The organism is Giesbergeria sinuosa, from assembly GCF_042652905.1.
Taxonomy (GTDB): Bacteria; Pseudomonadota; Gammaproteobacteria; order Burkholderiales; family Burkholderiaceae_C; genus Simplicispira; species Simplicispira sinuosa.
This window is the reverse complement of sequence record NZ_JBHSHJ010000001.1, coordinates 146,566-170,229: the sequence shown is the minus strand read 5'-3', so window position 1 is coordinate 170,229 and position 23,664 is coordinate 146,566. Positions and strand designations below refer to the sequence as shown.

The following is a 23,664-nucleotide window of genomic DNA, read 5'->3' as shown; positions in this document are numbered from 1 at the left end:
GGTCAGTGGATACGGGCCGAGCTACGCGGAGGCCAGGCCAGCGAGAAGTCTTCGGCATCCATCGTGAGATTGGGGTTGTAGCAGGGATCGTGGGCCAGCAGGTGTGGCCAGCGTGATTGCAAGGTATCAATCTCGCGTTTGAAACGCTGTTGCTTTTCTGGGGTGTCTTCATAACCGCGCGAGACGGATTCGTGATGAATCAGTTCGGCATAGGGTGTCCAGTGATTGCGGTAACCCGCCTCATGCACCCGCAGACAGAAATCCACATCGTTAAAAGCAACGGCCAAGGTTTCGTCCAACCCCCCCACTTCTTCGTAGATGCTGCGCCGCACCAGCAAACAAGCTGCGGTGACAGCCACAAACTCTTGCGCCAGCACAGCCCGCCCCATATAACCATGTCGGCCACGGGGCAGGTATTTGTGTGCGTGTCCAGCCACACCACACACCAGCACCACACCGCCATGTTGCAAACGGCCATCGGGGTACCACAGCCGGGCACCCACACAACCAACGCCCGGCTCCATGGCTGGGCCGACCATTTCATCCAGCCATTCAGGGTGGGTGATTTCAATATCGTTGTTCATCAACAAGATGAACTCGCCTTGGGCGGCCTGACGGATACCGTGGTTGTTGATAGCCGAAAAGTTGAACGGGCTGTCATCACGGAAAACACGGATTTGGCCGCTGCGCTCACGCTCGGCAAAGAAGGCCAAGGCTTCGGGGTCGTCGCTGCCGTTGTCTACCAAAATGACTTCGTAGCGCGGATAGCTGGTTTGGCGCAAACTATCTAGGCACTGACGCACCAGCGCCTGTCCGTTGCGTGTCGGGATGATGATGCTGACCAATGGCAAAGACTCTGGGCGTTGCCAGCAAATGCGGTACATACCGGCGGCTTCGGGCGCTTCCTCTACCGTGCCTTGCAAGCCTCGGCGCTGAAGGTGTTCGGTCAGTGCCTTTTGTCCCGCCAAGAAGGCATAGGACTTGTTGCTGTGGCCTGAGGCGGTGCTGCCTACGGCTGTGCGCCAGTGGTACAAAATGGTGGGAATATGCACCACGGCACCTGGGCAATCGCGCAAACTGTCCACCGCGCGCAAGGCTTGGTCGTAGTCTTGTGCGCCCTCAAAGCCGGGGCGGGGGCCACCAATCTGGTTCAGGAAGGCACGCTCATACACAGCAAAGTGGCACATATAGTTGTGCGAGCGCAGCAGCCCCAAGTTGAAGTCGGGCTTGAAGTAAGGATCAAAGCGGTTACCGGCTTCGTCGATTTTGTCTTCGTCCGAGTACAGCACCTTGGCTTGTGGGTGACTGGCAAAGGTTTCTACCGCATAGAGCAGGGCATGGGGACGCAGTTCATCGTCATGGTCTAAGAAACCCACATACTGGCCTTGAGCCAAAGCAATCGCGGTGTTGGTAGCGTGCGAGATATGTTGGTTGTTGGCATGAAACGCCAATTTAATGCGTGGCTCGGCAGCCGCTACAGCTTCTAAAAGAGCGCGCGTAGTGGCGTTGCTAGAGGCATCGTCACAGATGCACAACTCCCAATGGGGATAAAGCTGTGCTTGCACTGAGGCAATGGCCCGCTGCAAATCACGCGCCACCGGGTTATAGACCGGCATCACCAACGACACCAACGGTGTGGCGGTCAATTGCGCCACACGCTGACGCAGACGCTCCAGAGCGGCAGCATCCAAGGTGTCAAATTGGGCCACCCAGTGGGCATAGCTGCGATCTGGCGCAGGAGGCGAAGTCACCACAGAAGCAGCGGACGCCCCTGCTGCATCGGTGGAGACCACCGGTGGGTATGTTGTCTGCAATAAACGCCGGGCGCGCTGGCGTACTCCACCCAAGCCTTCATGGCGATAGACCTCGGCACTGCGGCGCAGCAAATGGCCGATACCCCAGCCCCGCTGACGGGCCACATCCAAGGCAGCCCAAGCACCACGAAAATCCCGCAATAACTTGCCTGCGACACGTACGGGCCGCGAAACACGCCAAGAGGTACTGGACACCAACGCCTGCACCTCGTTGCTGCGGGCATCCAAGGAACGTTGCAAATGGGCTGCGTGGTTGTGCGTGAGTTGCAGATCCGTTTGCAAACGGGCAATTTCTTGTGCCAACTGGCCGGTGGTGGCTTGGGCTTGGGCGCGCTCTTGCTCGGTATGGGCCACCGTCTCGGTGAGTTGCTGGGCCAATTGGTGGTGCTGCTGCTGTAGACGCGCACACTCTTGCACCAATTCATCATGAAGCTGCTGGAGGTGTTCACGCTGCTGCTGCACTTGGTCATGCGACCATTCCAACAAATCGCGATGGGCCAAGGCTTGTTCATGCGCCTGGCGCCAATGGTGTGCGTCTTGACGGGCTTGGTCTGCGGCTTGTTGGGCCATCAAGGCTTGCTGCTGCTGCACATGCAAGGACTCCCCCAGTGCGCTGGCTACTTGGGTCTGGTGTGCCAGTTGCCGGTAGAGCTGGCGGCGCATCAAAGCGCGGGTGATCAGCTCCTCAAAGGTCTGTGCTGACTGCAATACACCCCACTTGCCATAAAGACGGGCCGTGGCTGTGTGGGCTGTTGCTTGGTCGGTCTGCACCCCGGCCCCGGCTCCAGCATGGATACGGTAGGCTGCCGAAACCCCCGGTACAAAGACAAATGGGGTGTGGCACTCGATTTGCAGCCAAAAATCCCAATCTTCATACAGGTCAAAGGTTTCATCCAGCCAACAACCTGCCTCTACCAACGACCGTGCAAAAAGTACCGCATGGATGGGCATGAAGTTGCCATAACACAGCTCACGCGGCGCATAGGGAAAATCAAACACCTCACCCAGTGGCTGGCCTTGGTCATTAACGCATTCCACCGCCGTATGGGCCGCTTGGGCGGTGCTGCTCTGGCGCAAGCACAGCACCAGCTTGGCGATATGGTCGGGGTAAATCCAATCGTCATCGTCCAGAAAGAGCAGGTATTGACCAGCAGCGGCCTGCAAACCCACATTGGCAGCACGGGTGCGTTGTAGGCGTTGTCCTTGAGACACCACACGCACACCCAAGCCTTCTGCTTCGGGCGGCAGCACAGATAAGCCGGTGCCAGCGGCATCCACCAACAGGACTTCGAGGTGGCTGTAAGTTTGCCCTTGGACAGAGCGCAGCGCCTGACCCAAGGTGCTACGCCCCAAAGTACGGATGATGACCGAAACCAAGGGCATATCCTGCGGTGTGACCGCAATGGCCTTGGAGAGGAGGCGCTGACGCTCAGAGCCGATCATCAGAGGCCCACCCGCACGCAAGTCGCTGGCAGAATAGGTTTCGAATGCTTCCACCACATCGACCCCTGGCTGCACCGTCAGGGCACGAAAACGGTTCAGCGCCGCAATAAAGCTGGCATAAGGCAGCTTTGCTTCCTGACTGGCAAAGACAGCCATGGCCTGTTGCTTGGTGTCCCAGACAGGCGAAATATCCAACAGCGTGTTGGGGCGCAAGGGCGCACTGACTTCGTATAAGCGCAGGGTACAAGCGCCCTCTTGCCAACGGCGCAGTGCTTCTACTGCGGCCATCGCTGTAGCGACATGGTCGGGGTGCAACTCCCAAGGAGAAGGGGCATAAACCACCTCGGCCTGCCACGTCTGCATGGCCTCGAGCATCTGTCCGACGAGCGACTCACCATACACCACGCCACGATCGGGCAGATGCCAACAATCTGGTGGTGGCAGCCCCAGCAGCCGTGCAGCAGCGGCCGTTTCAGCCAAACGGGTCTGTGCATAACTGCCTTGGGTGCCAGACAGATCACCGTGGTCTCCTGCGGTGAGCAAAATCACCCGCACCTGATGGCCTGCTTGCACATGCAGGGCGATGGCTCCCCCACAGCCAAACACTTCATCGTCGGGGTGTGGTGCAAAAACCAGCACATTGCGCACATCGGGCACCGGCGAGACGCGGTAGGGAATCAACGTGGCCTCACTGGGATGCATAGCTCACACTCATAAGGAATCAAGCCCGAAGGCAGGGGGTCAGGGTCACGGGGAAGGCAGAAAGGAGGCCGCATTGCACGGACGCCAAACGTGCCACCGCACGCTGCGCGGGGCAGATTCTATCGTCTGGGGTTGGCGGATAGCTCAGGCAGCACCATCCAAGAAAATCGCTTGTAAATCGCTCAGAAAATCAAAACCCCGCTCCGTCGGGCGCACGCGCACCAGATCACGCACTATCAGGCCTTTGCGCTCAGCCTCATCCAAACCACGGGCAATGGCGGTTAATGGCAGCCCTGTGCGTTCCACAAAATCCTGCAATACAAAGCCCTCGCGCAGGCGCAGGGCATTGAGCATATATTCAAAAGGCAAATCGGCACGGCGTACATCGTCGTCTTGCGTCACAGCCCAGCCCGCCAAAGCGTGCTCCATATACAAACGCGGCTCCCGAAAACGCACCTGACGCACAATGCGGTGGGCAAAACTCAGTTTGCTGTGTGCGCCAGCCCCAATGCCCAGATAGTCACCAAACTGCCAGTAGTTGGTGTTGTGAAAACAGGCATGGTCGCCACGGGCATAAGCCGACACCTCATAGCGCACCAAACCGCTCTGCCCCGTCCATTCGGTGATGCCATCGAGCATGGCATAAGCATCATCTTCCTCGGGTAGTGCAGGTGGGTGTTTAGCAAACCAGGTGTTGGGCTCAACCGTCAGGTGGTAAATGGACAAGTGGGGCGGGGCCAAAGCCAGCGCCGTACGCACGTCCTGCTCCAACTCGGCCATGCTTTGGCCTGGCAACGCGTACATCAGGTCGAGGTTGAAGGTCTCAAAGGCATGGGCGGCCTCCTCTGCCGCAGCCAAGGCTTGGGCACGGTCATGCACCCGACCCAAAGCCTGCAAATGGCGGTCGTTAAAGCTTTGTACGCCTATCGACAAACGTGTGACCCCGGCAGCCCGAAAGGCCCGAAATCGGTGCTTCTCAAAGGTGCCCGGATTGGCCTCCAAAGTGATCTCGCAACCAGGTGCCAGTGGCAGGCGAGCACGGATGTCACCCAACAAACGGTCGATGGCCTCAGGCGAAAACAGGCTGGGTGTGCCTCCGCCAATGAAAATACTATGAACCTGCCGTCCCCAAATCAACGGCAAGGATGCCTCCAAATCCCGTACCAGCGCGTCTATATAACGTTGTTCTGGCACACCCTGCTGGCCTTCATCCCAAGCGTGGGAATTGAAATCACAATAAGGACATTTTTTGAGACACCAAGGCAGGTGCACATACAGCGACAAAGGCGGCAAGCTGCTCAATTGCAGCAAGCCGGGGCGCATGTAATGTTGAACGTCGCGTTGCGCAGCAGGCCCAGCCTGCGAGGCCGAAGCCACAGGAATCACCACAGCCATCGCTTACAACCAGCGTTCGCGCAACAAAGCCAACATCTGCTGCGTGGCACGACCCCGGTGGCTATGGGCATTTTTGACTTCTACTGGCAACTCGGCAAAGGTCTTGCCAAATTCTGGAATCCACATCACCGGATCAAAACCAAAGCCATTGCTGCCTTGGGGCTGGTGCGTGATCTGGCCCACTACACGGCCCACCGCAATCAGTGGTTCGGGATCTTGGGGACTGCGCACAGCCACCAGTGTGCTCACCATCGCAGCACGGCGGTTGCTTTGCCCTTGCAACTGCTCCAGCAAGGCGCGCACGTTGTTGGCATCGCTTTTCTCGTAGCCAAACTGGGTGCAATAGTAAGCCGTATCCACCCCCGGCAAACCACCAAAAGCGTCTACACACAGGCCCGCATCGTCAGCCAGCGCCGGCAACCCTGTATGGGCCGAGGCAAAACGGGCCTTAGCCAACGCATTTTCAACAAAGGTGCCGTGGGGCTCATCCGCCTCACCCACCCCCAAATCGGCCTGACGCACCAGTTCTACCCCCAAGGGGGCCAACATCGCTTGCAATTCGACCAGCTTGCCTTGGTTATTGGAGGCCAGAACAATTTTCATCATGAAACAACAAACACAGAGAGTTACGCTTTGCGGGCCGCTGAACGGCGAATGGCCTCATTGATCTCCGCGATGGAGCGTTCAATGGCCTCCTCATCCAAATCATCGACCAAGGTATCCAATGGCCCAGCTTGGATGGTAGAAGCAAAAATGCCATCCCCGATGCTGTCGGTAGAAATTCCTTGGGTAGATTCAAAGGTATCGGGCGTCTCCCACTCCAACGCCACCACAGTCACGTTGTCGCTGCTGGCACCTGCCTTGCGCAAGGCGGCCTCTACCAGTTCTGGCACCGCCTGCGACACCGCCAAACTGCCCAACTGGCGTGTGATCTCCACATCGTCCACACTGCTCCAAAGACCATCCGAGCACAGCAAGATGCGATCTCCCTGCTCCAACGGCACCGGGCCGGTCATGTCGTATATGGGCTTGGTGGGTGAACCCAGACAGGTGAACAACACATTGCGATTGAAGCGGTCTGACCCTGATGGTGGAGCCCGCCCCAACTCTAAAAAGGAATGGTCGCGGGTGCGCGTCAGCAACTCCCGGCCACGCACGACGTACAGGCGCGAATCACCACAATGGATCCAAGTGGCACTGCCATTTTGCAATACAGCTGCCACCAATGTGGTGCGTGGTGAATCCAGCATGGCCTTGTCACTGGCGTAACGCAAAATTTGATGGTGGGCAGCCAACAAGGCAGAGGTCAAGAATGCCTGCGCATCTGGCACCGTGGGCTTGGCCTGGTGTTGGAATTGGGCCGAAATAGTTTGCAACGCAATCTGAGCGGCCACCTCCCCTTCTGGATGGCCCCCCATACCATCGGCCAACACAAACAAACTGGCCTCACGGGTATAGCAGTACCCCATGCGGTCTTCGTTTTTTTCTCGGCCACCCCGTCGGCTGATCTGAAAGACTGAAAACTTCATGACGGCTTGGCCCCGATACCAGCAGCAGGTGCAGCCACTTTTTGCACATTCTTGCGGGTGTCAGACACCAACGAATCAATTTGCATTCGCATCTTTTCAGCCACGGTCAGTTTGGTATAGCGACGCTCGCCCTCACGGCTGAGTTCTTTTTGCAAAGCAAATACCGACTGCGGACGTGACAGCGGGTCGAGTGCCATGCACCACTCCACCACCTCAATCAGATTGTCGGAGTAGACCCCACGCAGTTTGCCCAGCGCCAGCGTCAGGCGGTCTTTGTCTTGGCGCTGCGGTGCTTCGGTGGGCGGAAAGCCCTGCATACAAGCATAAATGCAGGCACCAATGGCGTAAATGTCTGTCCACGGCCCCATTGACGAATCACGCCGGTACATCTCGGGGGCTGCAAAACCGGGGGTGTACATGGGCCGAATGAAATTGCCCTCTTTAGACAACACCTCACGCGCAGCACCAAAATCAATCAACACGGCCCGATTGTCATCGGTCACAAAAACATTGGCAGGCTTGATGTCCAAGTGCAACATCTTGTGCTGATGCACAATGCGCAAGCCGCGCAACACCTCGTCAAATAAAGAGCGGATGGTGGACTCCCGAAACACCTTTTCGCGTTTGAGATCACGGGCCGTGACGATGAAATCCTGCAAGGACGCGCCTTCTAGGTAGTTCATCACCATGTAAACGGTCTCGTTTTCACGGAAGAAGTTGAGCACACTCACCACCGAAGGGTGTGAGATTTGCGCCAGTGCGCGCCCTTCTTCAAAAAAGCTCTTCAGCCCCAACCGGTACAACGAAAGCTTTTCAGGGGGCACCTTGGGCGTCAGCTCACCCGGTGCGCGCGTGGCCAGTGACGAGGGCAGATACTCCTTGATGGCCACTTTTTGACCATCACCGTCAATAGCCAAGTAGACCACGCCGAAACCACCAGCAGCCAGCCGACGTATCACACGGTATCCACCCAGAGGGGTATCGGGTGGCAATGGCGCTGGTTTGATTTTGGACATATTTTTCGCAGAAAACGGGCCAGTCTGTACATAAGCCGGATAATCCCGTGCATTGCAAGCAACCCACCAAAAGCCTGATGCCAGTTTACAGCATGACCGGATACGCCAGCGCCCAGCTGGGTACGCCCCAAGGCCACACTGCCACCGAATCGGTCGCATCGCCAAGCCGTCGCCTGGGTCTGGAAATCCGCTCGGTCAACAGCCGCTTTCTTGATCTATCACTGCGCCTACCTGACGAACTGCGTGCCTTGGAGCCCGTGCTGCGCACCTTGGTCACACAAAAAATCAAGCGTGGCAAAGTCGAAGTCCGCGCTTGGCTAGAGCAAGCCGATGCCAGCGCCCTGCCCGATATCAATCCCCGGCTGGTACAGCGTCTTAGCTCTCTACAAGATACGGTGCAAGCTTGGCTGCCCCAGGCTCGCCCGCTGTCTGTAGCCGAAGTGCTGCGCTTTTCCACCGGCACCAGTGCAGCCCCCGAAGACTGGAGCGGCCCTATCACCGCCTTGGCACACCAGAGCCTGGATGCCCTGCTCCAAGCACGCGCCCAAGAAGGCACACGCCTAGCCACCATGCTGCATGAACGGGTCAGCCAACTGCGCACCCTGGCCTTACAGTCTGTCCCTCTGGTGCCCCGACTGGTAGAGCAACAACGCCAGCGTTTTATGGAACGCTGGAAAGAAGCTATGGGTCTGGCCGAAGGCAGCGCCACCCCCGAAGCCGCACAAGACCGCGCCCTGTCCGAAGCCACGGCTTTTGCCATCCGTATCGATGTCGCAGAAGAAGTCACGCGGCTGCAATCGCACTTGGACGAAATCGAACGTCTGCTGCACCAAGGTGGTGACATTGGCAAACGGCTGGATTTTCTGATCCAAGAGCTGCACCGCGAGGCCAATACCCTTGGTTCCAAATCCGCCGCGCTAGAGCTGACCCGCATCAGCGTGGACATGAAAGTGCTGATCGAGCAAATGCGCGAACAGGTACAGAACATCGAATAACGACATCGTTTTTTATGGATTACCCCGGAAATCTGTTTGTAGTGGCCGCCCCCAGCGGGGCTGGCAAATCCAGTTTGGTCAAGGCACTGCTGGCACAAGACTCGCAGTTGCAGTTGTCGATCTCGCACACCACCCGTGCCCCACGCGGGCAAGAGCAACACGGACGCGAATACTTCTTTGCCTCAGCCGCCGAATTTGATGCCATGGTGGCCGCCGATGCTTTTGTCGAATGGGCCCATGTTCATGGGCAACGCTATGGCACCTCTAAACAGGCCATCGAAGCCCGTATGGCCGACGGCGCGGATGTGGTGCTCGAAATTGACTACCAAGGTGCGCTGCAAGTGCGCCAAACCTTTCCTGCTGCGGTGCTGATCTTCATTTTGCCGCCCAGCTGGCAAGAGTTGCGCGCCCGCCTACAAGGCCGGGGCGAAGACAGCCCCGAAGTCATGGCCCTGCGGTTGCACAACGCACGCGAAGAAATGGCCCAAGCCCACCAGTTTGATTTCGTTATAATCAACGACTTGTTTGATCGGGCAGTGCAAGATCTCAGCACCATTGTTCATGCCCAGCGCCTGCGCTACGCCGCACAGCGGCGCGCCAAAGCGGCCACCTTCGCGTCGCTCGACATCCCCTGAAGCACTTATCCTTTCCCCCGGAGAAATCATGGCCCGCATCACTGTAGAAGATTGCCTTGAGCAAATTCCTAATCGCTTCCAATTGGTGCTGGCAGCCACCTACCGCGCCCGTATGCTCAGCCAAGGTCATGCTCCACGCATCGACAGCAAGAACAAGCCCGGCGTCACGGCCCTGCGCGAAATTGCAGCTGGCAAGGTCGGCCTGGAAATGCTCAAGAAGGTTCCTACCTGATCCACTGGCCTGTGTGCCATGGCAAAAGCACCGCTCATGACGGTGCTTTTTTTATGGTCTTTTATCCAGCTTTTACGACCCCCCGCAGCGGCGCTACATTTAAGGGATGAATGCGGCATTGAAATCTTCCTCCTCCCCTGGCTCCTCCAATGCGGGTGACCACCCGGCTGGCGGGAACGCTACGGCGGCTGCCAATGCAGCAGCAGCCAGCTTTGCAGCCCTGACCGACAACCTAGACTATCTAGACCCCGCCAGCATTGAGCTGGTGCGCCAAGCCTATCGCTATGCAGATACTGCCCACTTGGGCCAATTACGCAATAGCGGTGAGCCCTACATCACACATCCTATTGCTGTGGCGGCACAGTGTGCCACCTGGAAACTCGATGCACAGGCCTTGATGGCAGCTTTGCTGCACGATGCTATGGAAGACTGCGGCATCACCAAGGCCGACCTGATTGAGCGTTTTGGCGCCCCAGTGGCCGAACTGGTCGATGGGTTGACCAAACTCGACAAACTGCAATTTGACACCCGTGAGGAAAACCAGGCTGAGTCTTTTCGCAAAATGCTGCTGGCTATGGCGCGCGATGTGCGTGTCATTCTTATCAAGCTGGCCGACCGTACACACAATATGCGCACGCTGTCAGATATGCCACGCAGCAAATGGAAGCGCATTTCGTCTGAAACCTTAGAAATCTATGCCCCCATTGCGCACCGTTTGGGCCTAAACCAAACTTTTCGCGAATTACAAGACCTGTCTTTCCGTCACCTGCACCCTTGGCGTTATGCCACCCTGAACAAAGCCATCAACAAAGCACGCAACCGACGCCGCGACTTGGTGCAAAAAGTGCAGGCCGATGTAGATGCGGTGTTCAGCAAAAATGGCATGAAGGTACGTCTGGCGGGCCGCGAAAAAACCCTGTATGCCATTTACCAAAAGATGACGCTCAAGCACTTGAGCTTTGCCCAGGTCACAGACCTCTACGGCTTTCGCGTCATTGTGCCCACCATCACCGACTGCTATACCGGCCTGGGTCTGCTGCACCAGATGTACAAACCCGTACCGGGCAAGTTCAAAGACCATATCGCCATTGCCAAGCTCAACGGCTATCAGTCGCTACACACCACCTTGGTCGGCCCTTCTGGCATCAACATTGAATTCCAGTTGCGCACCGAGGAGATGCACATCATTGCCGAGGCCGGTGTCGCTGCGCATTGGCTTTACAAAGCCCAAGAACACGATGGCACTGCCGCCGACCGACTGGGCACCAAATGGCTGCAATCTCTACTAGACATCCAGAACGAAACGCGTGATGCCGCCGAATTCTGGGATCATGTCAAAGTCGATCTGTTTCCAGACGCCGTGTACGTGTTTACCCCCAAGAGCCAGATCATGGCCATGCCACAGGGGGCCACCGTGGTGGACTTTGCTTATGCCATCCACAGCAACATTGGCAACCGCACCTCAGCCGCCAAAATCAATAACGAGCAGGTACCACTGCGCACCGAACTGAAAAACGGTGATGTGGTGGAAATTATCACCACCGCCGATGCCACCCCCAACCCAGCTTGGTTGGGTTTTGTCCGCACAGGTCGGGCACGCTCCAAAATCCGACATTACCTCAAAACCCTGGCCCACTCAGAGTCCGAAGGTCTCGGAGAAAAACTGCTCACACAGGCTTTGCGTGCCGAAGGCATTGAGGAACTGCCCCCCGCCGATGGCAACACACAGGCGGTCTGGGACAAGCTGCTGCGCTTTACTGGCAGCCGCAGCCGTGATGAGCTCATGACCGACATCGGTCTGGGCAAGCGCATTGCCAGTATCGTCGCCAAACGACTGACCGTCTTGATGAGCGAGCACGGCTACCGACCTGATGCCCTGCTCATGACACGCGAACGCTATACCTCGCACGAAACAGTATCTCAAGGTGGCCTGACGTTGGATGGCAGTGAAAATGCTTCGGTGCAATATGCCCATTGCTGCCGCCCCATTCCGGGGGACAACATCATTGGCTACCTCGGTCGGGGTGAGGGCTTGGTGGTTCATACAGCACAGTGCGCCACTGCACAAAAGCTGCAACACAAAGACAGTGAACGCTTTATCACGGTGGATTGGGCCGATGAGCCCTCCCGCTTGTTTGAAGCCGGCGTTGTCGTCACCATCAGCAATGGTAAAGGGGTATTGGCCAGAGTCGCATCCGAATTGGCCGAAGCCGAGGCCGACATCATCCATGTGGATATGGATGACGAGGTGGCGCTAGACACCATCGACCTGCGGTTTATTGTGGCTGTGCGTGATCAAGCCCACCTAGAAACCGCTTTGCGCAACCTGCGCCGGGTGCCTGCAGTACTACGCGCTTCACGCCGCTGACGACAGCGCCGAAAAAACCGCGCTGTATTGCACCTGCAACAGCTCTAGGGTACGGACTCCGGCAGGGGTGGGCAAATCTACCTGATCGCCCTGCCTGGCCTTCAATAAGGCCCGTGCCACGGGAGAGATCCAACTGATCTGGCCTTGCGCACTGTCAGCCTCGTCAATGCCCAAAATAGTGACGGTGCGCTCACAGTCCAGATCATCGACATAAGTGACCGTAGCACCAAAAAAGACTTGGGTATTGCCCATGTGTACCGCCGGGTCTACCACTTCTGCCAACTCTAGGCGCTTGGTCAGAAAGCGAATGCGCCGGTCGATTTCACGCAGTCGTTTTTTGCCGTAGAGGTAGTCGCCATTTTCTGAGCGATCACCATTGCTGGCAGCCCAATGGACAATATCAACAATGCGAGGGCGCTCGGTATCGATCAAGGCCAACAACTCAGCCTTCAGACGACCATAGCCCACCGGGGTGATGTAATTTTTGCTGCCTGCTGGCAGTGGCGGCAAGCTGACGTCATCTTCATCGACAGCTTCTGTTTCTTTGGTGAATGCCTTGCTCATCGAGAGAACACCTAAAGGAAAAAGCCCTGAAACCTTGCGACTTCAGGGCTTACCTATTGGTGCGGCTGGCAGGAATCGAACCCACGACCCCTTGGTTCGTAGCCAAGTACTCTATCCAGCTGAGCTACAGCCGCTAAGCTTTGAATTATAACACTAAAATTTGACTTTTTAAATTGTCTTAAATTTGAGTGTTTGCTGGGCTTTTTTGAAGCGTTTGCAAATTCAAGCCGCTATTGTAGCGCAATTTTTGCCGTCCACACCGATAATTGCGCCATGGGAATCACTTTTGAGCAGCCGTCGCTGCTACAGCGTTTACAGCCATTCTTTCGCGGTTTTGATGGCTGGCTGCTACTGGCATTGATGCTGCTAGCCAGTCTGGGGCTACTGGCTATGTATTCATCGGGCTATGACCACGGCACCCGCTTCATGGATCACGGTCGCAATATGGCGTTGGCCGCAGGCATTCTGTTTGTTGTGGCCCAAGTGCCGCCCCAACGGCTGCTGATGCTGGCCGTGCCCCTATACACACTGGGGGTGATTTTGCTAGTGGCTGTGGCCCTGTTTGGCATTACCAAAAAGGGCTCACAACGCTGGATTAACGTGGGCGTGGTGATACAGCCCAGCGAGCTGCTCAAGATTGCCATGCCGCTGATGCTGGCTTGGTGGTTCCAGAAGCGTGAGGGGCAATTGCGACCACTGGACTTTTTGGTGGCAGCAGCTCTGCTGGCCATGCCGGTGGGGCTGATCATGAAGCAGCCCGACCTGGGCACCTCGCTGTTGGTGCTGGCGGCGGGCTTGTCCGTCATCTTCTTTGCGGGCCTACCCTGGAAGCTGGTGATTCCGCCGGTACTGCTGGGCTTGATTGGTATTGGCCTGATCGTGTGGTTTGGTGATGACCTGTGCGCCCCCGGCGTGCGCTGGCCTTTGCTGCATGATTACCAGCAACAGCGGGTGTGCACCTTGCTCGACCCCACCCGCGATCCGCTGGGCAAGGGCTTTCACATCATCCAAGGAATGATTGCTATTGGCTCAGGCGGCGTCTGGGGCAAGGGCTTCATGGCTGGCACCCAAACGCACTTAGAGTTCATTCCGGAGCGCACCACCGATTTCATCTTTGCGGCCTACTCCGAGGAGTTCGGTTTGCTGGGCAATTTGCTGCTGGTGGCCTGCTTCTTGTTTCTGGTTTGGCGGGGGCTGGCTATTGCGTTGGGAGCCAACACCCTGTTTGGGCGGCTCATGGCAGGCGCCGTGTCCATGATCTTCTTCACCTATGCCTTTGTGAATATGGGCATGGTCAGCGGCATGCTGCCCGTGGTGGGGGTGCCCCTGCCCTTTATCAGCTATGGTGGCACTGCCATGGTGACGCTGGGATTGGCACTGGGCATTCTGATGTCGATTGCCAGGGCGCAACGCATGCCCGTGACACACAACCAGCCTGTAGACGTGACAGGCATTCCGATGGGGGAAGCACCTGCACAGCCAGAGCCTGCACCCTAAAATGACCGCATGACCTCCCGTACCACTTCTGCCGCACCGCGGCGCGCGCCTACCCTTGAACGTATCGACATTGCCCGCCAGTTACTACTGACCCCTTTTGGGCTGGACGAAAGCCATCTGGCACAAGCCTTGGCAGAAATCCGTGCCCATCAGGTCGATGATGCCGACTTGTATTTTCAGTACACCCGCAGCGAAGGTTGGAGTCTGGAGGAAGGCATCGTCAAGACCGGCTCGTTCAGTATTGACCAAGGCGTGGGGGTGCGGGCCGTGAGCGGCGAGAAAACCGCCTTTGCCTACTCGGATGATATTTCGGCGGCCTCGCTGCTTGATGCGGCCCGCACGGTGCGCTCTATCGGTGCCGTCGCACAGGCAGGCAAGGTGCGTGTTCCCACACAAAAGGTAGCCACCAGCCGGAGCTTGTACCCCGGCACCGACCCCATCGCCAGCTTAGACAGCACGGCCAAAGTGGCCTTGCTCGAACGCGTAGAGCAACGTGCCCGTGCCAAAGACCCCCGGGTGGCCCAAGTCATGGCGGGCTTGGCCAGCGAATACGATGTGGTGCTGGTGGCCCGTGCCGATGGTACGCTCGCCGCCGACGTACGCCCGCTGGTGCGCTTGTCGGTCACGGTAATTGCCGAACAGGGGGGACGCCGCGAGGTAGGCTCTGCCGGGGGCGGCGGCCGCTTTGGTCTGGCCTATTTTGATGAAACACTGATCACACAGTATGTAGACGAAGCCGTGCATGCTGCACTGGTCAATTTGGAATCACGCCCAGCGCCCGCAGGAGAAATGACCGTGGTGCTTGGCCCCGGCTGGCCCGGCGTGCTATTGCACGAGGCCGTAGGCCACGGGCTGGAGGGCGATTTCAATCGCAAAGGCTCCAGCGCCTTCAGTGGCCACATTGGTCAACGCGTAGCCGCCAAGGGCGTGACCGTGCTTGACGATGGCACACTGGCCGATCGGCGCGGCTCACTCAATGTGGATGACGAGGGCCATGCCAGCCAGCGCAATGTGCTGATCGAAGACGGCATCCTCAAGGGCTACATCCAAGACGCCCTCAATGCGCGCTTGATGGGTGTGGCCCCCACCGGCAATGGCCGCCGCGAAAGCTATGCCCACATCCCCATGCCACGCATGACCAATACCTACATGCTCGGTGGCGACAAAGATCCGCAAGAAATCATCGCCAGCATCAAAAAGGGGCTGTACGCCAGCAACTTTGGTGGCGGACAGGTGGACATCACCTCGGGCAAGTTTGTCTTCAGCGCCAGCGAAGCCTATTGGGTTGAGAACGGCAAAATCTTGTATCCGGTCAAAGGCGCCACCATCATTGGCAGTGGCCCTGAGTCCCTGAAAAAGATCCGCATGATTGGCAACGACATGCGCTTGGACAGCGGAGTGGGCACCTGCGGCAAGGAAGGCCAAAGCGTGCCCGTAGGGGTGGGGCAACCCACCTTGCGCATTGATGGCTTGACAGTAGGGGGCACCGCCTGAGCCGCAGACCTTGCCTACGGCTTGGCACTGCCCACAGGACTGCACTATGTCCGGGCCACTGACTGAAGCCTCGCAGACGGCACAATCGTTTGCCGACATCAGTTACCTGCTGCGCGAATGCGTAGCCGATGAAGAGTTGCGCCTGTTGCGTGACAGCGTCAGCGCACTGGCCAAGGCGCTGGATGTGGCTGTGGGTGCGCGGCGGCGGCGCCGTGAATCCACCGCCATCGCCCGCCGTGCGGCTGCCTTGGCCCAAGAACTGCGTCACCACCAAGCGTTTGTGGGCCACCTGGGGGCCGCTTGGAAGACCATGTACGAATGGAGCAGCTACCAGCGGGCCTTGCGCGAGCTGGCACAGGCTGTGCAACGCTGGCGTGAGGCTCTGGCACAACGCAGTAGTGGCGAGGGCATCGCCTTTGACCAGATGGAGCAATTGGCCTGGCGCACTTTGGGCGAGGGTCTGCTGCTGTTGGACATGTACCAGCAGGGTCTGGGTTTGCTGTTGGCAGGAAGCTCTGAAGCACCTCTGTCCGCACCCAGCACGCCCGCATCATGGTGGCAGGGTGTATTGCGGCACTGGCAACACTGGTGGCAGCAACGGTACCGCTGAGGCGCCCTGCCCACCTTGCAATGCCATGCACCAGACTGTGCTACATTGCTTTCCCATGTCGATTGCACGCGCTTTTTATTTTTGGTTCTATTTCTCTATCCCAGGCGGATGAGAGAGGCGAGCGCGCAAGCACCTGAACCCTTTTCACACACCGCCGATGCTGCAAAGCCCGGCGGTTTTTTGTTGTTTTTTGTTTTAACCCCCCACTTTGATCCATCCAAAGGAAGACAAGCATGAGCACACAAGCCACCCCTGTCACTGAGCCCTGGTATCAGCACGTCGAGAAGACCAGCCAGACCGACGACGAACGCATCAAGGACATCACCGTGCTGCCCCCTCCAGAACATTTAATCCGCTTCTTCCCCATCCGGGGCACCAGCATCGAAACGCTGGTCACACAAACCCGTCAGAGCATTCGCAACATCATGGCAGGCACAGACGACCGCCTGTTGGTCATCATTGGCCCATGCTCGATTCACGACCCTGCCGCAGCACTGGACTACGCTCGCCGTCTGCAAGCCGTACGCGCCCAATACGCAGACACGCTGGAAATCGTGATGCGCGTCTACTTTGAAAAACCCCGCACCACCGTCGGCTGGAAGGGGCTCATCAACGATCCGTACTTGGACGATAGCTACCGCATTGACGAAGGCCTGCGTATGGCCCGCCAACTGCTGATCGATATCAACCGTCTGGGTGTGCCTGCCGGTAGCGAATTCTTGGACGTGATCTCGCCGCAATACATTGGCGACCTGATCAGCTGGGGGGCTATTGGCGCGCGCACCACCGAGAGCCAAGTCCACCGCGAGCTGGCCTCTGGCCTGTCGGCCCCGATTGGCTTCAAGAATGGCACCGATGGCAACATCCGTATTGCTACCGATGCGATTCAGTCGGCCAGCCGCAGCCACCACTTCTTGTCGGTACACAAAAATGGGCAAGTAGCCATCGTAGACACTACAGGCAACCCAGACTGCCACGTCATCCTGCGCGGTGGCAAGGCACCCAATTACGATACGGCCAGCGTTGCCGCAGCCTGCAAAGACCTGGAAAACGCCAAGCTGCCCGCCACCTTGATGGTCGATTGCAGCCACGCCAACAGCTCTAAACAGCATGAAAAGCAACGCGATGTGGTGCGCGACATTGCCAGCCAAATTGGTTCTGGCTCGCACAGCGTGTTTGGGGTGATGATTGAGAGCCACATCCACGCAGGCGCGCAAAAGTTCACACCAGGCAAAGACGACCCCTGCGCACTGGAATACGGCAAGAGCATTACCGATGCCTGCTTGGGTTGGGATGACTCGGTGCAGTCATTGGCCGACCTGGCTGCTGCCGTGCAAGCGCGCCGCGCCCGCTGACAGGCAAGCTGCGCCAGTGTAAGCTAGCGTTGGCGCTGCAAATATTGCGCTACAGGGCAGCGGAGACAACTGCCCTTTGTCCTCTCCATTAGAAAGATAGATCCATGCACAGAGAAGTTACCGTCACCTTGGAACACAACGCAGAGTTTCGCTTCGACCTCGAACACGCCGAGCCGATGAGCAATGAAGAAGCCCGCCGCTGGTTGGACGATGAATTCACCCGCTTAGAGTGCGAACCCCTGCGCGCCAGCGGCAAAGTGCTGCTGGCCGACAAGGTACTGACGGTGGCGTCAGCAGCAGGCACGACGCTGCTGTCTGATGCAGCATGGTTCACTGCATTTGCCCGTGCTACCCATGCGGTGTTGGTCAAGCCCATCATCCATGTGGATGTGCCCTCCATGACCATCAGCTACTGAGCGCCTTTAACAACAATCCGTGGATGCCGCCAAAGGCACCATTGCTCATGCACAAGATGTGATCGCCAGGCTGCGCAACAGCGGTGATTTGCGTGACCAGCGTGGCAATATTGGCGGCTGTGTGTGCCTTCCCCCCCAAGGGGCTCAAGGCGGCCGCAGCATCCCAGTCTAGTCCGGCCGTGTGGCAAAACACTTGGTCGGCATTTTCTAGCGCCCAAGGCAATTGGGCTTTCATGGTGCCCAGCTTCATGGTGTTGCTGCGCGGCTCAAAGGCAACCAAAATGCGCGCCTGACGGCCAACACGCTGGCGCAAACCATCCAAGGTGGTACGCATGGCAGTGGGATGGTGGGCGAAGTCGTCATAAACAGCGATGCCACGCACCACTCCGCACTGTTCCATACGGCGGCGCACATTCTGAAAACTGCCCAGCGCCGCTGCTGCCACGGTGGGTGCAACCCCGACATGCGCTGCGGCAGCCATCGCAGCCAAGGCGTTCAATTGATTGTGAACGCCGCTGAGCGCCCACTCTACCCGCGCCACACACTGGCCGCGGTACAAAACATCAAAGGCATCGGGTGGGCCTTCTGTAGTGAAATCGCTCACAGTGGCACCAAAGCTGCTGGTGCCACTCCAGCAGCCGGTATGCAACACCCGCGCCAGGCTTTCCTCCAACCCATTAACGACCACCTGCCCAGATGGTGGCACCGTGCGCACCAAGTGGTGAAATTGGCGCTCGATGGCAGCCAGATCGTCAAAGATGTCGGCATGATCGAACTCTAGATTGTTCAAAATGGCCGTGCGTGGGCGGTAGTGGACAAACTTGCTGCGCTTGTCAAAGAAAGCCGTGTCGTATTCGTCGGCTTCAATCACAAACAGCGGCGCACTGCCCAACGGGCCGGGGCCAGTGCTGGGCCGAATGGCGGCCCCCAAACGGGCAGAGACACCAAAGTTGAGGGGCACACCACCGACCAAAAACCCCGGTTGCAAACCAGCGCATTCCAGCACCCATGCCAGCATGGAGGTGGTGGTGGTTTTGCCATGCGTACCGGCCACGGCCAACACATGGCGGCCTTGCAATACCTGTTCGGCCAACCACTGCGGCCCACTGGTGTAGGGCAAACCGGCCTCCAAGATGGCCTCCATCAGTGGAAACTTGGGACTGCCATCGGGCAGATGGGCACGGCTGACCACATTTCCAATCACAAAGACATCGGGCTTTAATGCCAGTTGCTCAGTGCCAAAACCCTCGATCAGCTCAATACCCAAAGAGCGCAGTTGGTCACTCATGGGGGGATAAACACCGGCATCGCAGCCCGTCACGCGATGTCCGGCCTCGCGGGCCAATGCGGCCACGCCGCCCATGAAGGTGCCACAAATGCCTAGGATGTGTATGTGCATGGGCGCAGATTCTACGGTTGCACGCCACAATGGAGCCTGAGAACTGCACCATGCAAAACACCCACCTTGCCACCGAAATTGCCCAAGCTGCCGCCCGTCTGGTGGTGGATGAGGGGCTGGACTATGGCCCCGCCAAACGCCGGGCAGTGCGGGATTTGGGCCTGCCCACTCGCACCGCCCTGCCCGACAACGACCTGCTAGAAGCGGCGCTGGCTGAACACATTGCTATTTTTTGCGCAGACACCCAACCACCAGAGTTGCGCGCCTTACGCGAGTTGGCCTTGTTGTGGATGGAGCGATTGGCCGAGTTTCGGCCCCACTTGGCCGGAGCGGTTTGGCATGGCACCGCCACTCGCCTGTCTGACATTTACTTATCGCTGTTTTGCGACGATCCCAAATCGGCAGAAATTCTGCTCATCAACCGAGGGGTAGACTATGACGCCCAGATGGTCAACGGCTTACACGGCCAGCCGGTGGAAGCACTCACCATAGGTCACCCCCTGCCTGCATTGGATACGGTGGTGGGCATACATTTGCTGATCTACGATCTGGACGATCTGCGTGGTGCTCTGCGCCCCGACAGCCAAGGGCGTACACCACGGGGCAACATAGCTGCCGTACGCCAATTGCTGGCTGCCACTGACACGGTGACTGCACCACCATGACCCTCAAGCCCCCCCTTGATCAACGCCGTCGTTTGCTCTTGAGCGGTGCCGTAGCGGCCACAGCGGTGGCTGGCGCTGGGTGGGGCTGGTGGCAAAGCCAACGCTCCAGCCCCCCGTCTGACACACCAGAGGGAATCCCCCAATTCTGGGAGAAAACCTTCGACACTCCGCTCGAGGGGCATTCGCTGGCCCTGCGCACCTTTCAACACCGGCCTCTACTGCTCAATTTCTGGGCCACTTGGTGCCCCCCCTGTGTGGCCGAAATGCCGCTGCTCAACCACTTCTTTCAGCAACAACAAGCCAACGACTGGCAAGTGCTGGGCATTGCTGTGGACAAGCCGGTAGCCGTGCGCCAATTTTTGGCACGCCAGCCTGTAGATTTTCCCGTGGTGCTGGCCCCCCTGGAAGGCGCTGATCTGGCCCGCGCACTGGGCAACTTAGGTGGGGGACTGCCCTTTACCGTGCTGCTCGATGTCAATGGTCAAGTCCGACAACGTAAAATCGGCCAAGTCACACCGCAGCTATTGCAAAGCTGGACAGCTTTGCGTTAACGCCTGATGCTGCGGCGTCTGCCTAGAAGATACTTCTCCTTCCCTTCAAATACACCAAAAAGACCGCAGTAGCGTGAAATTAGAGTAAATTCGCGCCCTGTTCAGTTTTTAGCTCTTGGAGCCTTGCATGGATTTGCGCAAACTCAAAACCCTGATTGACCTCGTTTCCGAGTCAAACGTGTCGGAACTGGAAATCACCGAGGCCGAAGGCAAAGTCCGCATCGTCAAGGGCGGTGGAGCCGTTGTGCAGCAATTTGTAGCTGCCCCAATGCAGGCTGCCACGATGGCCCCTGTGCAGCCCGCTGCGGCGGCCGTAGCCGAATTGCCCGCACCTGCCGCCACCCCCACAGGCCACACCATCAAATCCCCCATGGTGGGCACGTTCTACCGCGCCTCCAGCCCCGGCGCCAAGCCTTTTGTCGAACTGGGCAGCCAGGTCAAAGAAGGAGAAACCGTCTGCATCGTAGAGGCCATGAAAATCCTGAACGAGATAGAGGCCGACAAATCGGGCACGGTCACGCGCATTCTGGGTGAAAACGGCCAAGCGGTCGAATACGGTCAACCCCTGTTTGTGATCGAGTAAAGCACCGATGCTCTCCCCCTTCGAGTCATCTGCTGCAAAAACACCCATGTTCAAAAAGATTCTGATCGCCAACCGTGGCGAAATCGCCCTGCGCATTCAGCGCGCCTGCCAAGAGCTGGGCGTCAAGGCGGTAATGGTGTACTCTGAAGCCGACCGTGACGCCAAATACGTCAAGCTGGCCGAAGAGGCCGTCTGTATCGGCCCAGCGCCCTCGCCCCTGAGTTACCTCAACATGCCAGCCATCATCTCGGCGGCTGAAGTGACCGATGCAGAGGCCATCCACCCCGGTTATGGCTTCTTGTCCGAGAACGCCGACTTTGCCGAGCGTGTGGAGCGCAGCGGCTTTCAGTTCATTGGCCCTACGCCCGAGTCCATCCGCATCATGGGCGACAAGGTGTCGGCCAAGCAGGCCATGATCCGTGCTGGCGTGCCCTGCGTGCCTGGCTCGGAGGGCGAGTTGCCTGATGATCCCGTACAGATCAAGCGCATTGCCAAAGCCATCGGCTATCCGGTCATCATCAAGGCCGCTGGCGGTGGCGGTGGCCGGGGTATGCGGGTTGTGCATACTGAGGCCGCGCTGGTCAATGCGGTGCAGATGACCAAGGCCGAAGCTGGAGCTGCCTTTGGCAATCCAGCGGTCTATATGGAAAAATTCCTGCAAAACCCACGCCATATCGAAATCCAGGTCATGGCCGACAAGCACCGCAATGCTGTCTATTTGGGTGAACGCGATTGCTCCATGCAACGACGCCACCAAAAGGTGATTGAGGAAGCTCCGGCCCCCGATATTTCGCGGCGTCTGATCGATCGCATTGGCGACCGTTGCGTGGCCGCCTGCAAGAAAATCGGCTACCGTGGCGCAGGCACCTTTGAGTTCTTGTACGAAAACGGCGAGTTTTACTTTATCGAGATGAACACCCGCGTCCAAGTGGAACACCCGGTCACGGAGTGGATCACTGGCGTGGACATTGTGCGCACCCAAATCATGGTGGCCGCAGGCGAGAAGTTGCCCTTCACCCAACGCCAGATCAATGCCCAACTGCGCGGCCATGCCATTGAGTGCCGTATCAACGCCGAAGACCCATACAAGTTCACGCCATCGCCAGGGCGCATTACCACTTGGCATGCGCCGGGCGGGCCGGGGGTACGTGTGGATTCACATGTCTACACCAACTACTATGTACCGCCTAACTATGACTCGATGATCGGCAAAATCATTGTGCATGGCGACACCCGCGAGCAAGCCTTGGCCCGAATGCGCACCGCATTGGCCGAGACAGTGATTGAAGGCATCAACACCAATATCGCACTGCACCGTGAACTGATGGTGGATGCCAAATTCATGGCAGGTGGCACCAATATCCACTACCTCGAAGAGTGGCTCTCGCAGCGCCAACGCTGAACCTGCCGCTCTGACCAAGGGTCTGCGCCAAACACCAGGCGCGGGCCTGTTTTTTCATTGCAGTGCAGAAGAAGGCACCCAGCCATGTATGAATTAAGCCTGATGAGCCCGGAAGACCGGGTTGAATCCCTGAGCGATGCGCTCGATGCGCTCGATGCGCTGAGCGTCTCCGTAGAAGATGCCGACGCACAGACCGATGCCGAACAGGCTCTGTTTGGCGAACCGGGCATGCCACCACCCAAAGACGGTTGGCAACGCAGCCGCATCGTAGCCTTGTTTGCTACCGAAGCCTTGGCCCAAGAAGCCCGCGATTTGTTGCAGGCCCAAGAGTTTTTTGAGGGCTGCGCCATACTCGGCATCAGCCCCCTCGCTGACCAAGACTGGGTGCGGCTCACACAATCGCAATTTGCCCCAGTGGATATCACGCCCGATTTTTGGATTGTGCCCACATGGCATGAACCACCTGCACAAGCCACTCGCATCATTCGGCTCGACCCAGGCTTGGCTTTTGGCACCGGCACCCACCCCACCACCCGGATGTGCTTGCGCTGGATTGCCCGCCAACCAGAAGGCAGCTTGGGCCGGGTGCTGGACTATGGGTGTGGTTCAGGCATCTTGGCCATTGGTGCAGCCAAATTTGGCGCGCAAGACATTGACGCCGTAGACATCGACCCAGCGGCTGTGGAATCGAGCCAGCAAAACGCCCACGCCAACGGCGTGCAGGTGCGTTCGGGCCTGCCCGAGTTGGCGCAAGGCAGCTACCACACCGTGCTGGCCAACATTTTGGCTACACCACTGCGGGTATTGGCCCCGTTGCTGTGTGGCCATGTGGCCGCTGGCGGCCATCTGGTGCTGGCCGGTATCCTAGAGCGCCAAGCCGAGGAACTCCAAGAAGCCTATGCCCCCTATTTGTCGCTGCAAGTGGCTGATACCCAGGATGGCTGGATTCTGATGACTGCAAAACGCTGACACCCATCAACGCCCGCCTACAAGCCACCG

At 58.1% G+C, this 23,664-nt stretch carries 21 protein-coding genes and 1 tRNA gene; 14 read left to right on the top strand and 8 right to left on the bottom strand.

Annotation, left to right across the window (positions count from 1 at the left end; all coding sequences use genetic code 11):
* Positions 1-2: 2 nt before the first annotated feature.
* From ACFO6X_RS00745 to ACFO6X_RS00725, 5 genes are all read right to left on the bottom strand, one after another.
* Entirely contained in the window at positions 3-3,959 is a 3,957-nt protein-coding gene (locus tag ACFO6X_RS00745; RefSeq protein ID WP_382429053.1) for a glycosyltransferase, read from the bottom strand.
* Between the two features lie 144 nt (positions 3,960-4,103).
* A complete protein-coding gene (gene hemW / locus ACFO6X_RS00740) occupies positions 4,104-5,354 on the bottom strand; it encodes a radical SAM family heme chaperone HemW (protein WP_382429051.1) in 1,251 nt (416 codons plus the stop codon).
* 3 nt (positions 5,355-5,357) lie between these two features.
* Positions 5,358-5,957, bottom strand: a complete 600-nt coding sequence (rdgB, locus tag ACFO6X_RS00735) for an RdgB/HAM1 family non-canonical purine NTP pyrophosphatase (RefSeq protein WP_382429769.1) — start codon at positions 5,955-5,957, stop codon at positions 5,358-5,360.
* Positions 5,958-5,980: 23 nt separating this feature from the next.
* Complete coding sequence (locus ACFO6X_RS00730) at positions 5,981-6,883, bottom strand: PP2C family protein-serine/threonine phosphatase (RefSeq protein ID WP_382429049.1); 903 nt, start codon at positions 6,881-6,883, stop codon at positions 5,981-5,983.
* Positions 6,880-7,899 (bottom strand): serine/threonine protein kinase, encoded by a 1,020-nt coding sequence (locus ACFO6X_RS00725; RefSeq protein WP_382429047.1) that lies wholly within the window; start codon positions 7,897-7,899, stop codon positions 6,880-6,882. Before ACFO6X_RS00725 ends, ACFO6X_RS00730 begins: the two co-directional genes overlap by 4 nt.
* A 77-nt stretch (positions 7,900-7,976) precedes the next feature.
* On the opposite strand from ACFO6X_RS00725, the gene ACFO6X_RS00720 reads away from it, so the two are divergent.
* The 4 genes from ACFO6X_RS00720 to ACFO6X_RS00705 all read left to right on the top strand — a co-directional run bounded on the left by ACFO6X_RS00720 (position 7,977) and on the right by ACFO6X_RS00705 (position 12,129).
* The gene (locus ACFO6X_RS00720; RefSeq protein WP_382429045.1) at positions 7,977-8,894 is read left to right on the top strand and encodes a YicC/YloC family endoribonuclease; all 918 of its coding nucleotides are present in this window, start codon (positions 7,977-7,979) and stop codon (positions 8,892-8,894) included.
* A 14-nt stretch (positions 8,895-8,908) separates the two neighbouring features.
* On the top strand, positions 8,909-9,529 hold the full coding sequence (gene gmk / locus ACFO6X_RS00715; RefSeq protein WP_382429043.1) for a guanylate kinase: 621 nt from the start codon (positions 8,909-8,911) through the stop codon (positions 9,527-9,529).
* Between the two features lie 28 nt (positions 9,530-9,557).
* Complete coding sequence (rpoZ, locus tag ACFO6X_RS00710; RefSeq protein WP_382429041.1) at positions 9,558-9,761, top strand: DNA-directed RNA polymerase subunit omega; 204 nt, start codon at positions 9,558-9,560, stop codon at positions 9,759-9,761.
* A gap of 106 nt (positions 9,762-9,867) precedes the next feature.
* The gene (locus ACFO6X_RS00705) at positions 9,868-12,129 is read left to right on the top strand and encodes a RelA/SpoT family protein (RefSeq protein WP_382429039.1); all 2,262 of its coding nucleotides are present in this window, start codon (positions 9,868-9,870) and stop codon (positions 12,127-12,129) included.
* Here the strand turns inward: ACFO6X_RS00705 and greB are convergent.
* Together greB and ACFO6X_RS00695 are read right to left on the bottom strand one after the other, a co-directional pair.
* Positions 12,118-12,693 (bottom strand): transcription elongation factor GreB, encoded by a 576-nt coding sequence (gene greB / locus ACFO6X_RS00700; RefSeq protein ID WP_382429037.1) that lies wholly within the window; start codon positions 12,691-12,693, stop codon positions 12,118-12,120. The genes ACFO6X_RS00705 and greB overlap by 12 nt on opposite strands.
* 57 nt (positions 12,694-12,750) lie before the next feature.
* A tRNA-Arg gene (locus ACFO6X_RS00695) sits at positions 12,751-12,827 on the bottom strand.
* A gap of 139 nt (positions 12,828-12,966) precedes the next feature.
* On the opposite strand from ACFO6X_RS00695, the gene rodA reads away from it, so the two are divergent.
* From rodA to ACFO6X_RS00670, 5 genes are all read left to right on the top strand, one after another.
* Positions 12,967-14,190, top strand: a complete 1,224-nt coding sequence (gene rodA / locus ACFO6X_RS00690) for a rod shape-determining protein RodA (RefSeq protein WP_382429035.1) — start codon at positions 12,967-12,969, stop codon at positions 14,188-14,190.
* 9 nt (positions 14,191-14,199) lie between these two features.
* Positions 14,200-15,684, top strand: coding sequence for a metalloprotease TldD (gene tldD, locus ACFO6X_RS00685; RefSeq protein ID WP_382429033.1), 1,485 nt, complete (start codon positions 14,200-14,202; stop codon positions 15,682-15,684).
* Positions 15,685-15,730: 46 nt separating this feature from the next.
* Positions 15,731-16,294 carry a hypothetical protein gene (locus tag ACFO6X_RS00680; protein ID WP_382429031.1) on the top strand — a complete coding sequence of 188 codons (564 nt, stop codon included), beginning with the start codon at positions 15,731-15,733 and terminating at the stop codon, positions 16,292-16,294.
* A 233-nt stretch (positions 16,295-16,527) separates the two neighbouring features.
* The gene (locus ACFO6X_RS00675; RefSeq protein WP_382429029.1) at positions 16,528-17,649 is read left to right on the top strand and encodes a 3-deoxy-7-phosphoheptulonate synthase; all 1,122 of its coding nucleotides are present in this window, start codon (positions 16,528-16,530) and stop codon (positions 17,647-17,649) included.
* A 104-nt stretch (positions 17,650-17,753) separates the two neighbouring features.
* A complete protein-coding gene (locus ACFO6X_RS00670) occupies positions 17,754-18,065 on the top strand; it encodes a hypothetical protein (RefSeq protein ID WP_382429027.1) in 312 nt (103 codons plus the stop codon).
* On the opposite strand, the gene mpl is transcribed toward ACFO6X_RS00670, so the two are convergent.
* Positions 18,055-19,464, bottom strand: coding sequence for a UDP-N-acetylmuramate:L-alanyl-gamma-D-glutamyl-meso-diaminopimelate ligase (gene mpl, locus ACFO6X_RS00665; protein ID WP_382429025.1), 1,410 nt, complete (start codon positions 19,462-19,464; stop codon positions 18,055-18,057). The genes ACFO6X_RS00670 and mpl overlap by 11 nt on opposite strands.
* A 50-nt stretch (positions 19,465-19,514) precedes the next feature.
* Here mpl and ACFO6X_RS00660 point away from each other — a divergent pair, with 50 nt between their 5' ends.
* The 5 genes from ACFO6X_RS00660 to prmA all read left to right on the top strand — a co-directional run bounded on the left by ACFO6X_RS00660 (position 19,515) and on the right by prmA (position 23,634).
* A complete protein-coding gene (locus ACFO6X_RS00660) occupies positions 19,515-20,129 on the top strand; it encodes a hypothetical protein (protein ID WP_382429023.1) in 615 nt (204 codons plus the stop codon).
* Positions 20,126-20,680 carry a TlpA family protein disulfide reductase gene (locus tag ACFO6X_RS00655; RefSeq protein ID WP_382429021.1) on the top strand — a complete coding sequence of 185 codons (555 nt, stop codon included), beginning with the start codon at positions 20,126-20,128 and terminating at the stop codon, positions 20,678-20,680. Before ACFO6X_RS00660 ends, ACFO6X_RS00655 begins: the two co-directional genes overlap by 4 nt.
* 127 nt (positions 20,681-20,807) lie before the next feature.
* Positions 20,808-21,263 carry an acetyl-CoA carboxylase biotin carboxyl carrier protein gene (accB, locus tag ACFO6X_RS00650; protein ID WP_382429019.1) on the top strand — a complete coding sequence of 152 codons (456 nt, stop codon included), beginning with the start codon at positions 20,808-20,810 and terminating at the stop codon, positions 21,261-21,263.
* Positions 21,264-21,309: 46 nt separating this feature from the next.
* A complete protein-coding gene (accC, locus tag ACFO6X_RS00645) occupies positions 21,310-22,665 on the top strand; it encodes an acetyl-CoA carboxylase biotin carboxylase subunit (RefSeq protein ID WP_382429017.1) in 1,356 nt (451 codons plus the stop codon).
* 84 nt (positions 22,666-22,749) lie between these two features.
* Positions 22,750-23,634 (top strand): 50S ribosomal protein L11 methyltransferase, encoded by an 885-nt coding sequence (prmA, locus tag ACFO6X_RS00640; RefSeq protein ID WP_382429015.1) that lies wholly within the window; start codon positions 22,750-22,752, stop codon positions 23,632-23,634.
* Positions 23,635-23,664 lie beyond the last annotated feature (30 nt).

Coding starts and splice junctions, on each gene's coding strand:
- greB (WP_382429037.1), bottom strand. CDS start 12,693: ATGAGCAAGGCATTCACCAAAGAAACAGAAGCTGTCGATGAAGATGAC.
- mpl (WP_382429025.1), bottom strand. CDS start 19,464: ATGCACATACACATCCTAGGCATTTGTGGCACCTTCATGGGCGGCGTG.
- accB (WP_382429019.1), top strand. CDS start 20,808: ATGGATTTGCGCAAACTCAAAACCCTGATTGACCTCGTTTCCGAGTCA.
- accC (WP_382429017.1), top strand. CDS start 21,310: ATGTTCAAAAAGATTCTGATCGCCAACCGTGGCGAAATCGCCCTGCGC.
- ACFO6X_RS00720 (WP_382429045.1), top strand. CDS start 7,977: ATGCCAGTTTACAGCATGACCGGATACGCCAGCGCCCAGCTGGGTACG.
- gmk (WP_382429043.1), top strand. CDS start 8,909: ATGGATTACCCCGGAAATCTGTTTGTAGTGGCCGCCCCCAGCGGGGCT.
- hemW (WP_382429051.1), bottom strand. CDS start 5,354: ATGGCTGTGGTGATTCCTGTGGCTTCGGCCTCGCAGGCTGGGCCTGCT.
- rodA (WP_382429035.1), top strand. CDS start 12,967: ATGGGAATCACTTTTGAGCAGCCGTCGCTGCTACAGCGTTTACAGCCA.
- rdgB (WP_382429769.1), bottom strand. CDS start 5,957: ATGAAAATTGTTCTGGCCTCCAATAACCAAGGCAAGCTGGTCGAATTG.
- ACFO6X_RS00675 (WP_382429029.1), top strand. CDS start 16,528: ATGAGCACACAAGCCACCCCTGTCACTGAGCCCTGGTATCAGCACGTC.
- ACFO6X_RS00660 (WP_382429023.1), top strand. CDS start 19,515: ATGCAAAACACCCACCTTGCCACCGAAATTGCCCAAGCTGCCGCCCGT.
- ACFO6X_RS00670 (WP_382429027.1), top strand. CDS start 17,754: ATGCACAGAGAAGTTACCGTCACCTTGGAACACAACGCAGAGTTTCGC.
- rpoZ (WP_382429041.1), top strand. CDS start 9,558: ATGGCCCGCATCACTGTAGAAGATTGCCTTGAGCAAATTCCTAATCGC.
- prmA (WP_382429015.1), top strand. CDS start 22,750: ATGTATGAATTAAGCCTGATGAGCCCGGAAGACCGGGTTGAATCCCTG.
- tldD (WP_382429033.1), top strand. CDS start 14,200: ATGACCTCCCGTACCACTTCTGCCGCACCGCGGCGCGCGCCTACCCTT.
- ACFO6X_RS00705 (WP_382429039.1), top strand. CDS start 9,868: ATGAATGCGGCATTGAAATCTTCCTCCTCCCCTGGCTCCTCCAATGCG.
- ACFO6X_RS00655 (WP_382429021.1), top strand. CDS start 20,126: ATGACCCTCAAGCCCCCCCTTGATCAACGCCGTCGTTTGCTCTTGAGC.
- ACFO6X_RS00730 (WP_382429049.1), bottom strand. CDS start 6,883: ATGAAGTTTTCAGTCTTTCAGATCAGCCGACGGGGTGGCCGAGAAAAA.
- ACFO6X_RS00725 (WP_382429047.1), bottom strand. CDS start 7,899: ATGTCCAAAATCAAACCAGCGCCATTGCCACCCGATACCCCTCTGGGT.
- ACFO6X_RS00680 (WP_382429031.1), top strand. CDS start 15,731: ATGTCCGGGCCACTGACTGAAGCCTCGCAGACGGCACAATCGTTTGCC.
- ACFO6X_RS00745 (WP_382429053.1), bottom strand. CDS start 3,959: ATGCATCCCAGTGAGGCCACGTTGATTCCCTACCGCGTCTCGCCGGTG.